The organism is Vibrio tapetis subsp. quintayensis, from assembly GCF_030409945.1.
In the GTDB taxonomy this organism is placed as follows: domain Bacteria; phylum Pseudomonadota; class Gammaproteobacteria; order Enterobacterales; family Vibrionaceae; genus Vibrio; species Vibrio quintayensis.
Map to the genome: position 1 here is coordinate 60,108 of NZ_JAUFQV010000001.1, position 14,479 is coordinate 74,586.

Sequence of the window (14,479 nt, forward strand, 5' to 3'; positions counted from 1 at the left end):
AAGAGCACCACTAATTTTCGCTTCTATGCGTTAACCGGTTTGGCTAAGTGCATAGGACTTTGATCGGTTTCTGGTGGTGCATTTTTGCCAAATGGTGGCTCGCCGGTTTCGCTTTTTTGTTTCTTGTAGAAATACCAAATAACAAACGGAACGTGCATAGCTAAGTTCGCCACACCCCAGTAATAAAGGACGTTGTCATTTGCCCAACTTGAGGAATCCATTATTGGCGTAAAGATATCGCCATTTGCGCGAATTAATATATGGAAAGCCAGTGTATAAACTCGTGCTATTACGTATAGCTCTGGTCTTCCTTTAATTAGTGGGTAAAGTTCCGCAGCCATTAGAATACAGAATGAAGATGCGAAGTAACCAGGGTTCTCTCCAAATACGAATGCCAAATTCCATGTGGTGTATAGGAAGTTCCATGCCGCTGTTGAGTAGAACAATAAGTCATGTGGTGAATCTTTACTTATTATCCAGTAATTTCTTTTCCCATTTTTATATCTAGGGAACGGAATGGTAATACACAAAATAACACCGCAAATTGCATTCATATAATTTGCTGTGGCGAAATCTTTTGCCGTCGCTTCGGCAATATTCAAGAACAATACAGCGTAAAGTACTTTTAGAACCCAATCGCCTCTAAAAAACTTTAACACTCTATTTGGGTTATCGTGATAGAGCCACGCTAACCTCGCTCCCCCAACCACAATTGCAGTTGGAATTAAAACACTGACCGTTTTGACCCAACGGAACCAACCATCCAAATGTTCAGCCCACATCGGTGCGGTAAGTAGTGAAAGTAACCAAAAGGCTGCGGTCAGCCTCGGCGTTCGTCGCATTGCTTCAACCAAAACGAGTAGAATTAAAATGTAACCACTCATCGAAACAACATATTGCATCATGGGAATTTCCATAGCCCCTCCAAAGTTTATCAACATGTAAAATTCGTTTATCTCCGCTATCGCAGAGTTAGAGTAATAACTTTAAATTAGACCAATTACTCTAAACTAGAGCTATTACTCTAGATCTGAACTGTGATCTTTTATGTGCTCCAGCTCATAAAACAATCCCATTAAAATTGTGGGTATTGGTTTTGTTTATAAATCGTGAACTTTGTCTCATTACGGTGGGCATAGCGGTCAGATAAACCACATTTTGTAATACTTAATGCTTATCTGATTGAATCTGACATGATGTTAGGCTAATTATTGACGTTTATTTAGGTAAATAGACTTAACAACTAACTATGCTGTGATTAGCGTAAGGCTATAGAATCGAGATGAAGTCGCACTTCACGAAGCGGAATAAGTGAAGTGCTGAGGCATGGGGTAAAAAGTGACACTACGGGAAGTTAAGAGATCCCCGTCAATGTATTTGTTGATTACTTTTCAAATTGGTTTAGCCATAGCTTTAAATATTGATCTAGTTCCCTAGACGATTCTAAAGACAAATCGGACACCAACTCTTGCTGAATTTGAACATAGTTCTTCATCATATCATCGATCAATTCGTATCCATCTTTCGATAATTCAACCGAGACACTACGGCGATCTTCTTTGCTGTGACTGCGAATGATCAACCCTTTAGATTCTAGTTTGTCTAAGCGATTGGTCATGGCACCAGAGGTTAGCATCATAGTATTCATTAAGGCTGATGGTGTTAAGCGGTAAGGAGACCCACTTCTTCTCAGTGTTGCCAATACATCGAACTCACCCATTTTTAAATCATAACTTTTATGAAATTCGCTCAACTTCGTTTCAATGTGTTTGGACAGACGAAGTAAACGCCCAATTAACGCCATCGGTTTTGTTTCAAGCTCTGGTTTTTCAATTGCCCATTGCCCAATAATTTTATCTACTGCATCCATGAGTTTTGACCTAGAAGTTAGTGCTTTCTTATTAGTACTTTAGCATAAACTCACTTCAGATAAAGTGTATTAACCAAAAGTATCTCGACATAAAGATACTTTACTTGTGTTTTTTTTAAGCGTACAGTTCAGACATAACTTCACGTAAAGATAATTAATATGAATATACTGCTCGCGATGATCCCGGCCTTTTTTTGGGGCACGACTTATTCTGTCACACAATATACGTTACATGATTGGCCTCCTTTATTGCTCGGGGCACTGCGCGCTCTGCCCGCTGGTCTTATATTGTTAGTCATAAAACCATCACTACCAAATAGACAGTACCTACCTACGCTTGCAAAACTTGGTCTCGTTAATATAGCCTTATTTTTTAGTCTCATTTTTGTCATGGCACTGACGTTACCATCGGCTATTTCTGGTGTTGGTATGATTTCAGTGCCAGTCTTTGCCATGTTGTACCTATGGATAGTCAAGAAAATAAGACCCAACCTAATTCAAGCTGTATGCGGCTTTGGCATCATTAGCCTAGCATGGCTGCTATTCGATCCTAGTTCTATTTCACTTGATCCCATAGGCCTAATTGCCATGCTGTTAGCCATAATGTGCATTGTTGTAGGCAGCAGCATCACGAAGTCTCTCGGCACCAAAATCCATTGGTGGACGGTACTGACATGGCAACTAATTTTAGGTGGCATCTTTTTAAGCATCGCGGCCCTGGTTCACAGCCTCTTCGCACCTGATTCCTATCGCGAAGCCCTCAGTTCGTTTGATAGTCGAAACTTCATCGGCCTACTCTGGGTTATTGGGTTCAATACTGCCCTTGGCTATGGTATGTACGTATGGCTGCTACAACGTATGTCCGTTGTGGATTTTACGTTTGGCGGCATCGCTAACCCAATAGCCGGTATTCTTGGTGGCATGTTACTGATGGGGAATGCATTTTCAGTGTCGCAGTACGCATTAATGTTGGGAATGATTTTGCTATCGCTTGCCCCACAAAGCATCATGATTATCCGAAAGCGTTATATAGCTTCTTCACGCAACCTAAAAAGCGAACCCAGTAAAACGTAATATCATGATTAGAGTATCAACCAGAAAGTACATTGATAACCATGTTAAACACATAACGAAAACGAATGATAAGTGATTGAAGCGGAGCCAACTCAATCACTTACACCATAAGCTCCTCGGATTAGTGTAACGGTGTTTGTCTAGCGCTTGTTTTCTGTAGGCTGAACGGTAAAATCGAGCACCCTGATCTCCTTATATATGACGTTATGCCTAAACTGAACCTTAACTTGAGCCATCAACCCTCTGAGCTCACCTGTGAGCAATCATCAAGTACGCTTGAACAAAAGCTCGCGCCGGTTCATGAATCTGTAGCAAACAAACTACCGCGGTCTCCATTTCTCAGCGCCAAAACGGTAGAAAAACGCTGGCAAATCCTTGGTAACATCAGCGTTCAGGATACCAATAACGCTAAGTCGGAGCTATTAGACGCTCATACGCTAAACAATATGGATGTGTTTAGTAAGAACATCGAGAACTTCATCGGAACAGTTAAATTGCCGGTTGGCGTTGCTGGCCCTTTACGAGTGAATGGATTGCACGCTAGAGGCGATTATCACATTCCCCTTGCGACAACCGAAGCAGCGCTTGTCGCCTCGTACCATAGAGGATCACAACTAATTACAGCCGCTGGTGGTGCTAGCGCTATGCTACTAAACGAAGGGGTAACCCGAACACCTGGGTTTGCTTTCAATGGCCTCGCCCAAGCAGGGCAATTTGTGGCATGGGTTGTCACTCAATACGACACGTTTAAGCAACTCGCTGAATCCACCACCCGTCATGGCAAGCTCAAAGACATCAACGTCAACATTGAGGGCAATTACGTTTATCTGGTATTTGAATACACCACTGGCGACGCGAGTGGTCAAAATATGGTGACCATAGCAACCAGCACAGTGTTTGAGTTCATTTTAGAACACAGCCCGATCGACCCAGTATTCGCGGTATTAGACGGTAACTTATCTGGCGATAAAAAAGCCAATGCCCACACTATGCGCGGTGTAAGAGGAAAAAAGGTCTCAGCCGAAGTCACTTTGTCTGCTGAGCTAGTGAAAAAGTACTTACACACAACCCCAGAAGAAATGGTTCGATTTGGCAAGATGACAACTTCTGGTGGGTTGTTAAGTGGGACCATCGGCATCAATGCGCATTATGCCAATGCATTGGCCGCTTTCTATATCGCCACAGGTCAAGATGCCGCATGCGTGGCTGAGTCTGCCATTGGCTTAACACGTATGGAATTAACACCCCAAAACGAATTGTATACCAGCGTCACCATGCCAAACCTGATGGTTGGAACCGTCGGCGGCGGTACTGGTTTACCAAGCCAAAAAGCAAGTTTGGATTTAATGGGGCTATCAGGTTCTGGGAAATCTCAAGCGCTGGCTGAGGTGTGTGCTGCTATCTGTCTAGCTGGAGAGCTGTCGATTGTAGGGGCTTTTTGTGCGGGTCATTTTTCTAAGGCGCATCACAAGCTAGCTCGATAATGCCCTCGTTCGGTAATGCAATAACTCGATGCAACACTAATTCGATAAAGCTCAAGTTCGATAAAGCTTTAGTTCGATAAAGTAATAGCATCAAGCTTGTCACTTTAGTTAGCTATACAACTGTAATAGCTAACTAATTCATCACGCTAGCTACTTTGGCAAGAATTTCGATTTGTAGAAACTCAACGCCTCGAATAACGGCTGCTCTTTTATCGGCTTAACAATAATGTAGTTTGCCCCTGCATCCATGAACGCTTGTTTAGTGGATTCAAATGCATCCGCTGTACAGGCGAATATCGGCGTTGCAATACCCAACTCGCGACGAATGATCCGAGTGGCCTCCACCCCATCCATATTCGGCATTTGATTATCCATTAAAATCAAATCATACGAAACAGTCTTTAGCTTCTCGATAGCCGCCACGCCATCTTCAACCCAATCCGTCTCCATATTGTATTTACTGCAAAACGCTTGAGCGATATAGGCATTACTCTTGTTGTCTTCAACCAAGAGAACTCGCTGCGACTGAACAAACAAATCGTAATTGTGTTTCGTTTCTTCTTTGACTGCATCTAACATTGCGTTCTTCGAGACAGTAACGGGAATGGTCATCGTAAACTCGGAGCCCTGTCCTAATGCACTTTCTACTTGAATATCGCCGCCCATCATATCAAGTAGGTTTTTAACAATCGCAAGCCCTAAACCACTGCCACCAAACTCTCTTGTAGTGGTTCTTTCCGCTTGAGTAAACGGTTCGAACATCGACTGAATACTCTCGCCTGTTAACCCAATACCGGTGTCTTGTACGACAACACACAGCGATTGAACATTGTTTCTCGTTACCTTATCAGTGTTTGGTTCTGCAAAATAAAAATGAAGTTTGATGCTTCCCAAACTAGTGAATTTAATGGCATTACTCAACAAATTTAGGATAACCTGATTAAGTCGTACTTGATCGGCACAAATGACAGTGTTCAGTGGAATATCATTGATCACACTGAATTCCAATTGTTTATTGATGCATAACTGTTGGTGGATGTTGACCAAAGGCTGAACAAAGCGAGAGAAAACAAAGTCGCTGGTTTCGATGTGCAATTTTCCTTGCTCAATTTTAGAAAAATCCAACACATCATTTAGTACAGTCAATAAGTGTTCGCCACTTCGATAAAGTAAATCAACTTGTTCTTTATTTTTGGTATGGGTCAACGAGTGCTTAAGCAGTTGCGACACCCCCAAAATAGCATTGAGTGGCGTACGAATTTCATGACTCATCTTGGCAAGAAAATCAGCACGTGCATTGGCCGAACTTTCCGCCTCTAAGCGAGCCAAATTACTTTGTTTTTCAGCCTCGATTAACGCCGTAATGTCTTGACCTTGTCCAATGATAGAGTCGATTCCAGAGTCCATTTCTATTGACGACAAATTCCAACGGAAGATCTTATTTTCAATCGGTATATTCACACCCATTGCGGTCTCGCCGTTCATCACCAGTGTAAGATATAAGGATACTTTTCGTTGGAATGCCTCTAATGCACCATCGGATTCTTCAAGCATCAATGCTTTATGAGCCGCAGGGTTCATTTTCATGATTTGGCCATCGATTCCCCACACGATGATGGGCGACAAAGAAAAGTTAAACAAATCTTGGAATGACTTATCTTTTTCTTTTATTGCGCTAAATGCTCCTTCAAGCGCCGTACCGACGTGTTCAAATTCGTAGATACTTGACCCTTGAAACTTCAAGTCATGATGGTGGTCACTGGCACTGCGAGCATACTCCATCAAACTGCTCAGCTCAGTATTGATGATGCGTTGAATGATCTGACGGATCACCAAGGCTAAACAAAGCATGATGACCAAAGAAATACTAAGACCTACCTTATAGCTTTCTTCCAAGGATTGAACCGTCGAATTGTTTTGTACAATCGCCACACTTAACGGCGTAGTCACCTCGTGGATCTTGATATCGGTGATATTAAATAGGTAGTTTTTAAAATGAACGTCAACGTTACCGTCTTTGGCCTGCAAGACCCACTCATAAAGCGGATCATCTTCATAGATAGAAGAGGCAACCGCATTGTTACCCGAAAGAAGAATAATGCCGTCACTATTTGACGCTTCTTTCATCTGCTCTATCAAAGAAAAATTATTGTTCAGTACCATTGCCACGTGCAAGTACCCTAAAAGCTGCCCGTTTTTGGTACTGATGATTGGCGAACGACGCAGCAAAATATCACGCATTCCCATAATGCTTGATTCATGTTTAAAAAACCAAAAGCTGTTCGTATTAGTGCTCTTGGCAAATTCAATCAAGCTATCGTCGGTGAGGCCATAGAAATAACTGTTGCCGTCACTCCAGCGGATGTCGCCATTTAACTCGGTGACGAACCTAAAGTCGGGAGAATTGACGGGATCACTTTGTTCCACATCTAAAAAGAAGAAATCGAGCTCGCGCTCGGCACCGTTTTCTAATAAATTTTGTAGCGTTAAACTCATGGCATTGCTGTCTTGGTGAGACTGCATCGTCATAAGTTTGTAGTCGAACAAGTGCTGAATTAGGCTAGATGCTTGAGAAGAAGTCCGTTCAACTTCTTGCTGGATAATTTTCGATGACCACTGATAGCTAAACAGCACAACGCCCATCATCAATATCCCAAAAATCAAGATAATAAAACGAATCAATAAGGTGGCAAGTTTATGTTTCTTCTTAAAGTGCATTAATTCAGCTTATCTATCAGAATATCTAAAGGCTTTAAGTTTCAAGCCGTATAGTTTCGTGGCGCTTTCACTGCTCGTCAAGACTTCGAATTCACCTGAATACACCGTAGGGACGGGCTTTCCTTCAATATCAAGTTTGATCGCTTCAGCCATTGCTACACCGGTGTCATCGTTCATCCGCATGACCGTTAAGTCTAGATCACCCTCCACCAGCGCATCAAGTTCAGCCGAACCTCCTCCCCAGCCATTAATGGAAATATCGGTACGGCCTAGTTCAGTTAATGCGTCACTTGCACCTAACGCGACATCAGTAGAGCAAACGTAAATAAATTGAAGGTCTTGGTTGGCTTTAACGGCGGCAATCGCAGCATCATAACCACTTTGTCGTGTTGCCTTAGTATAGTATGAAGACTTTAAATTGTACTTAATGTCGGCGTTGTCCATTGCAGAGATAAAGGTATCTCCGCGCATCTCACTGATGTAGCCCTGAGAAAAATACAACACAGAATAATTGCTTTCCTGATCGTATTGCTGACGAAACTGCTTCGCCAACTCTCTGCTGCCTGTCGCATGATCAAAACCCACATATAAAAATGGTTGGTTATTCTGCCATGCTTTCACCGGGGTGGTTATGTTTTGCAAAATCAGTTTAGTGTCTCGATTAGCCAACACATGTTCAATGAACTTACGGTGACGCGTAGTATCAAGAGTAAAGATGAGATAGTCACTTTTCTTATGCAGCGCTTCCATCAAAGAGACACTTTGCTGGCGAATATCGATCGTTGGACGGGTAAATACTTGATCTATTTTGTATTCAATGCCCAATTCATCCATCCGTAGACTGAACGCCTTAATATTTCTTCGCCAGTAGTCGGAAATCTGCTCTCCCGGGTATACAACAGAAATGGTGATAGGCTTTTTTTGTTTGTTTTCAAGCGGAATTGCATCATGACGAACAGCACGGGCCAACTGTTGCGTTAGCACTTGCTCATCGGGAAACTCGGATAAAAATTCCTGATACTCCCAGAAGCCAGAAAGTAACTGGCTACTGGAGGCAATCGTTGGCATTAGCAACGCCAACACGCCTAAGAGCTTTCCTTGCCATTTCATAAAATTTTTACCCGTAAAAAGGTGATATGTTATTAATATAGTTGATAATAAGAGAAAGATGTAGCATAAAATCACACAGCTCGTTTAACTGCTCAGCGTTACACCAATATTCGCCAATAATCCAGTCAACGACATCTTACAACCATATTAACCTTACTTCATATCGCTACCAAAATGTTCTAAATAAATAATCGTAGCTGCTGTTCGAGATGGTACTTCTAATTTTTTCAGCAGACTTTTCATGTGAACTTTAACGGTTGATTCAGAAATAAATAATCGTTCTGCTATTTGTTTATTACGAAAACCTTTAGCAACTTCCGTTAAAATTTGCATCTCTCGTTCAGTGAGTAATTCAGAAAGCGATGGTTTGTCGTCTCGGGTTTCCAAATACTTCTTTACTAATTCGCTATAGCTTTCATGCCCATCTAGTGCACTTTTAATCAGACCAATCAACTCATCAGGTTCTGTATCTTTCAATAGGTACCCATCTGCACCAGCTTTAACTAGAGCGTCGATATCCGATGGGTTATCCGATACCGTGAGGATAACAATCATTCCTTCTACTGACTCGTTTCTCATCGCTTTAAGCGTATCGAGCCCCGACATGCCCTTCATGTTCAGGTCGAGTAAGATTAAGTCGGGCTCCAACTTATTGGCCAATGCCAGTGCATCGGCCCCATTACTTGCCTCCGCCACGACTTCAAATTCTGGCTCAAAATTTAGTAACTGCGTAATGCCTCTCCTCATTAATGGATGATCATCAACGACTAACACTCTATGCTGCGCCATTTTCTGCCTCTTGTCGGTTAGTAAATACTAAATGAATTTTGCATCCAGAACCGATTTCACTCTGGATGGATAACTTACCGCCTAAGCGTGACGCCCTTTCATGCATAATGCTTAAGCCGTAATGATTAAGTTTGTTGCTGCTTGTATCAAACCCTTTGCCATCATCGACGATTTTGACATGGATTTCTTGCTGGTGATTAACACACTCCACACAAATAGAATTGGCATCGGCGTGTTTTACCGCATTCAACACGGCTTCACGAATCAATTGAAGAAGATGTACTTGATGATTCGATCTCAGTTGGATCGAAGACAAGTGATTCTTGATACGGATTGCAGCGGGCGTTTGTTCTTCTAACGGAACCAACAATTGCGTCAACGCTTCGCCAAAGTCTGCTTCTTTAATCGTTAAGCGGAACGTGCTTAATAACTCGCGCAGTTGCGTATAAGCCGTAGAAAGCCCTAGGTCGATGTCACCAATTGCTTGTCTCGCCCCATTACAGTCATCAGTTTTGCAATCCGTAGCAACTTGCCTTTTAAGCAAGGCCACCTGAATTTTTAGATAAGAAAGAGACTGAGCAATCGAGTCGTGCAATTCACGGGCAATAGTCGCCCTTTCTTCCATCAGCAACAATTGCTCTGTTTGTTTCTGCGCTCGGTTATAATAAATGCCTCTTGCCAAAATTTGGGCAACATTGTTGATCAACGCTTGATCTGGGCAAGGTAACTCAGCCTGCCATTCCAGTGAGCCAAGCCACTCGCCATCTAAAGACAAAGCCATCTGATGCCAGGTGTCATGACTGAGTTCACCTGATGACAAATTAAATTCACCACCATTGCTCTTCCCCACCGTTAATCGTACCGCCTTAATACCCTCCAAACTCGATAGGTAATTAAGAATCGATTGAAAATGTTCAGTGGATAAATGGCTGACACTCAATTGCTGCGAACAGTCGTATAGTACTTTAAGAGATTGATTTGCATGTTGTAAGCGATGGGTTTTTTCATCAACGGCCTTTTCTAACCCACGATACAGATTGCCTAAATCCGCTGTCATTGCGTTAAATGTTTTGGCTAGCATGCTCAATTCGGTATGGCCATCGATGCCAATTTCTATATCAAAATTCCGATTTTTAATTTGTTCACTGGCTTTGGCAAACAGACGTAACGGCCTCACGATTTCTTTGCGGACGAAGTGCACCACAAACAAAGAAACAATAAGAATGCCACCTAACCCTAAGCCTGCCACCCAACCCAATACGATCAGCTTTTTTTCAGAATGACGCTGCAACTCCAAAACGAATCGATCGATTTGTTCGACAAAGTCAGCCACTTGCAAAATGTAGTGTTCTCGGTCAGATCCTTTCAACAACTCAGACAGCACCTCCCACCGTTTGATCAGCGCCAAATAGTGATACGTGATCTCATCCGGTACATCCCACTCCAACAAATCTTTCATCGTTGGCGAGTACAGCGAGTGATCAAATTGTTCAATATGATGCTCATATAACGCAGACTCACCTTGGATGTCGTATGCAAGACGATAGCTTTGCATTCTCATAGAACCAGAGACATTGACCGCTTCAGCATCACTCAAGCTGGATGCAAGAGTAAAAAGTGCGAAACCAGTTGTGATAACAGACAAAAGTAGAATCAAAAACATGGCACGAGCAACAGTACTCGTCACCGGTCTACGTGGATTAATGCGCACAAACGAGCCTTATTGAAACGGATTTATGACAGTGTACTGCCTAGCAACCTCAGTCCAAGCTAATTCGCGCAAAAACTGTGAAGCAACCAGCGGCAAGGAGCTTTTACGGTCAGTATCTGAGCAACAGATAGCAAGTGAGAATATTATTTTATTAAGCTTAGAAAAGAGGAATATAAGACAAGTCGTATATCCAAACAATTTATGAAACATTGTAAAAAAATTAGCGGTAAATAGTTGATTAATATGTGAGCCATATCTGCCGTATAAATTGATCTAGCGCAAGTATCACATTTATTTACCTCTTTAGGGGTATTTATTAGCGAATACCAAAAATTAAACTAGAGTTATACAGAATATATTTAATTATTAACAACGTACGACACATAAAGATAATAACAATCATTATCAATTAGTTGTTAATTTGGGGTTTAAATTGGTAGATATTGCGCGTCGTCGATTATTCAGCCGAAGTCCTAAAGCAAACATCGATACCTCAGCACCATTACGGATGCCATGGTTGAAAACAGAATCTGCTTTTTTGGATGGTTGCACACGCTGTGGGAAATGCCTAGAAGTTTGCGAAACCAATATCATTGTGAAAGGTGAAGGCGGTTACCCAGAGGTAGACTTTCATGTAGACGAATGCACCTTTTGTGGAAAATGTGCCGATGTTTGCCCCGAAAATCTATTTTTAGCTCAAACCGAAAAGCCTTGGCAATACCGCGCTGAAATCGATAACAAATGTTTGTCTTTAAATGGCATCGACTGCAGAACATGCGGTGAGCAATGTGAAGTAGCAGCAATTAAATTTCAGCTCAATGTGGGTAGCGTAGCAAAGCCGATGTTGAGCCAAGATGAATGTACTGGTTGCGGAGCATGTGTAGCAGTATGCCCAACACGCAGTATCAAAATAAACAATAAATAAAAAGAGAAAACTATGGGACTAAATGAAGTCCACATTTCCAGTTTGATAGTCCACGTAAAACCGGACCATCTCGCTGAAACTAAATCTAAAATTGTCTCTTATCCGGGCGCTGAGATTTATGGGGAAAGTGAAGAAGGCAAACTTATCGTGGTAATGGAAACAGAAAATCAAGGTTATGTGACCGATACCATAGACAAAATTAATAACCTAGAACATGTACTAAGCACCGCTTTGGTTTACCACCAAATTGAAACGGACTTAGATTAAAAAACACTGGAAAATGTAACCCGAGGGTGATGTATGAAAATGACGAGAAGAGCGTTTGTTAAAGCAAACGCGGCTGCATCAGCAGCAGCAGTTGCGGGGATCACCTTACCCGCGAAGGCAACCAATCTTATCGCGAGCTCAGACGAAACAAAAATCAAATGGGACAAGGCCGCTTGTCGCTTTTGTGGTACTGGCTGTTCAGTTTTAATTGGAACTCAAGATGGTCGCGTAGTCGCGACTCAAGGCGATCCAAAAGCACCAGTAAATAAAGGCCTAAACTGTATTAAAGGCTACTTCCTTTCTAAAATCATGTACGGTAAAGATCGTCTAGAGACGCCTCTCCTTCGTATGACTGACGGCAAATACGACAAAAATGGTGATTTTGCTCCTGTTTCTTGGGACACCGCTTTTGATGTTATGGCTGAAAAATGGAAAGAAGCTCTAAAGAAAAACGGCCCTTCTGGTGTAGGTATGTTTGGTTCAGGCCAATGGACAGTAATGGAAGGCTACGCAGCATCTAAATTGATGAAAGCAGGTTTCCGTTCAAACAACATCGACCCTAACGCACGTCACTGTATGGCTTCTGCTGTAGGTGGATTCATGCGTACCTTTGGTATCGATGAGCCAATGGGCTGTTACGACGATTTTGAACACGCAGACGTATTTGTGCTTTGGGGCTCAAACATGGCTGAGATGCACCCAGTGTTATGGACTCGCATTACTGACCGTCGCTTAAGTCACCCACATGTTAAAGTAAACGTTCTTTCGACTTATCAGCATCGTTCTTTTGAACTTGCAGACGAAGGTTATATCTTCGAACCGCAAAGTGACCTTGCCATTGCAAACTTCATTGCAAACTACATCATTCAAAACGATGCAGTAAACTGGGACTTCGTTAACAAGCACACCAACTTCAAGCAAACCGCTACCGATATCGGTTACGGCCTACGTGACGAGCACCCTCTTCAAGTCGCAGCGAAAAATGCCAACTCAGGTAAAATGACTGGCATTACTTTTGAAGAATACAAAGCCTCTGTAGCGCCATACACAGCTGAAAAAGCATCTGAAATTTCAGGTGTCCCAGTAGAGAAGCTGATTACCCTTGCTAAGCAGTACGCAGATCCAAATACGAAAGTAATGTCACTGTGGACTATGGGCATGAACCAACACACTCGTGGTGTTTGGATGAACAGCCTTGTTTACAACATCCACTTGCTATTGGGCAAAATCGCAACTCCGGGTAACAGCCCGTTCTCTCTAACTGGCCAACCGTCAGCGTGTGGTACTGCTCGTGAAGTAGGTACATTCTCACACCGTCTACCAGCAGACATGGTTGTAGCGAATCCTAAGCACCGTAAACTTGCTGAAAGTATTTGGAAATTGCCAGAAGGCACTATTCCACCGAAGCCAGGTTACCACGCAGTACTTCAAGACCGTATGTTGAAAGACGGCAAAATGAATGCTTACTGGATCCAATGTAACAACAACATGCAAGCTGGCCCGAACATCAACGGCGAACGTCTTCCTGGTTACCGTAATCCAGAAAACTTCATCGTTTGTTCTGACCCATACCCAACAGCAACCGCGCAAGCGTCTGACCTTATCTTACCAACAGCAATGTGGGTAGAAAAAGAAGGTGCGTACGGTAACGCTGAACGTCGTACTCAAGCTTGGTACCAGCAAGTGAAAACCGTTGGTGACGCTAAGTCAGATTTATGGCAGCTAATGGAGTTCTCTAAACGCTTCAAAATTGAAGAAGTTTGGACAGAAGAGCTACTCGCTAAAATGCCTGAGTACCGTGGCAAAACCATGTACGACGTATTGTACGCTAACGGCCAAGTAGACAAATTCCCTGTTTCAGAAGTACAAGAACTGAACGATGAATCTCACCACTTTGGTTACTACGTACAAAAAGGTCTATTCGAAGAATACGCAACGTTTGGTCGTGACCATGGTCACGATTTAGCTCCTTACGATGTTTATCACACAGTTCGTGGTCTACGTTGGCCTGTTATCGATGGTAAAGAAACACTATGGCGTTTTGCTGAAGGTTCTGACCCATACGTTAAGAAAGGCGCTGGCTTTGAGTTCTACGGTAAGCCAGACGGTAAAGCTCTTATTATTTCAGCGCCATACGAAGCGCCACCAGAAGTGCCAAATGAAGAATTTGATCTCTGGTTATGTACTGGCCGTGTTCTTGAGCACTGGCATACAGGCACCATGACACGTCGTGTACCTGAGCTGTATAAAGCCGTTCCTGATGCATTGTGTTATCTCCACCCAGAAGACGCTAAATCTCGTGGCTTACGCCGTGGTGACGAAGTCTTGATGGCAAACAAACGTGGCGAAGTACGCGTTCGAGTTGAAACTCGTGGCCGTAACCGTCCACCAAAAGGACTGGTGTTTGTTCCATTCTTTGATGCGCGCATCTTGATTAACAAACTCATTTTGGATGCAACAGATCCGCTTTCTAAGCAGACCGACTTTAAGAAATGTCCGGTTAAGATCACTAAGATTGCATAACTGTTAGT

General features: G+C 42.7%; 11 protein-coding genes. 5 read left to right on the forward strand and 6 right to left on the reverse strand.

Going from position 1 to position 14,479, the window contains the following annotated elements; translation table 11 throughout:
- Positions 1-23 precede the first annotated feature (23 nt).
- Both QWZ04_RS00285 and QWZ04_RS00290 read right to left on the reverse strand, forming a co-directional pair.
- Complete coding sequence (locus QWZ04_RS00285; protein WP_290323879.1) at positions 24-917, reverse strand: hypothetical protein; 894 nt, start codon at positions 915-917, stop codon at positions 24-26.
- 467 nt (positions 918-1,384) lie between these two features.
- Positions 1,385-1,870 carry a MarR family winged helix-turn-helix transcriptional regulator gene (locus QWZ04_RS00290; protein ID WP_290323881.1) on the reverse strand — a complete coding sequence of 162 codons (486 nt, stop codon included), beginning with the start codon at positions 1,868-1,870 and terminating at the stop codon, positions 1,385-1,387.
- A 159-nt stretch (positions 1,871-2,029) separates the two neighbouring features.
- Here QWZ04_RS00290 and QWZ04_RS00295 point away from each other — a divergent pair, with 159 nt between their 5' ends.
- Both QWZ04_RS00295 and QWZ04_RS00300 read left to right on the forward strand, forming a co-directional pair.
- Complete coding sequence (locus QWZ04_RS00295) at positions 2,030-2,944, forward strand: DMT family transporter (protein ID WP_290323883.1); 915 nt, start codon at positions 2,030-2,032, stop codon at positions 2,942-2,944.
- A 206-nt stretch (positions 2,945-3,150) separates the two neighbouring features.
- A complete protein-coding gene (locus QWZ04_RS00300) occupies positions 3,151-4,428 on the forward strand; it encodes a hydroxymethylglutaryl-CoA reductase (RefSeq protein WP_290323885.1) in 1,278 nt (425 codons plus the stop codon).
- A gap of 150 nt (positions 4,429-4,578) precedes the next feature.
- On the opposite strand, the gene QWZ04_RS00305 is transcribed toward QWZ04_RS00300, so the two are convergent.
- The 4 genes from QWZ04_RS00305 to narQ all read right to left on the reverse strand — a co-directional run bounded on the left by QWZ04_RS00305 (position 4,579) and on the right by narQ (position 10,756).
- Positions 4,579-7,146: a LuxQ periplasmic sensor domain-containing protein gene (locus QWZ04_RS00305; RefSeq protein ID WP_290323887.1), complete on the reverse strand. Its 2,568-nt coding sequence runs from the start codon at positions 7,144-7,146 to the stop codon at positions 4,579-4,581.
- A 9-nt stretch (positions 7,147-7,155) separates the two neighbouring features.
- Positions 7,156-8,256, reverse strand: a complete 1,101-nt coding sequence (locus QWZ04_RS00310; protein ID WP_290323889.1) for an autoinducer 2-binding periplasmic protein LuxP — start codon at positions 8,254-8,256, stop codon at positions 7,156-7,158.
- 153 nt (positions 8,257-8,409) lie between these two features.
- Positions 8,410-9,045 (reverse strand): response regulator, encoded by a 636-nt coding sequence (locus QWZ04_RS00315; RefSeq protein WP_290323891.1) that lies wholly within the window; start codon positions 9,043-9,045, stop codon positions 8,410-8,412.
- Positions 9,032-10,756 (reverse strand): nitrate/nitrite two-component system sensor histidine kinase NarQ, encoded by a 1,725-nt coding sequence (narQ, locus tag QWZ04_RS00320; protein WP_290323893.1) that lies wholly within the window; start codon positions 10,754-10,756, stop codon positions 9,032-9,034. Before narQ ends, QWZ04_RS00315 begins: the two co-directional genes overlap by 14 nt.
- Before the next feature lie 433 nt (positions 10,757-11,189).
- Between narQ and napF the strand changes: the two genes are divergently transcribed.
- The 3 genes from napF to napA are packed head-to-tail and all read left to right on the forward strand — an operon-like array spanning position 11,190 to position 14,471.
- The gene (napF, locus tag QWZ04_RS00325) at positions 11,190-11,681 is read left to right on the forward strand and encodes a ferredoxin-type protein NapF (RefSeq protein ID WP_290323895.1); all 492 of its coding nucleotides are present in this window, start codon (positions 11,190-11,192) and stop codon (positions 11,679-11,681) included.
- Between the two features lie 12 nt (positions 11,682-11,693).
- Entirely contained in the window at positions 11,694-11,948 is a 255-nt protein-coding gene (locus QWZ04_RS00330) for a chaperone NapD (RefSeq protein WP_290323898.1), read from the forward strand.
- 33 nt (positions 11,949-11,981) lie between these two features.
- The gene (gene napA, locus QWZ04_RS00335) at positions 11,982-14,471 is read left to right on the forward strand and encodes a periplasmic nitrate reductase subunit alpha (RefSeq protein WP_290323900.1); all 2,490 of its coding nucleotides are present in this window, start codon (positions 11,982-11,984) and stop codon (positions 14,469-14,471) included.
- The last annotated feature ends 8 nt before the right edge of the window (positions 14,472-14,479 follow it).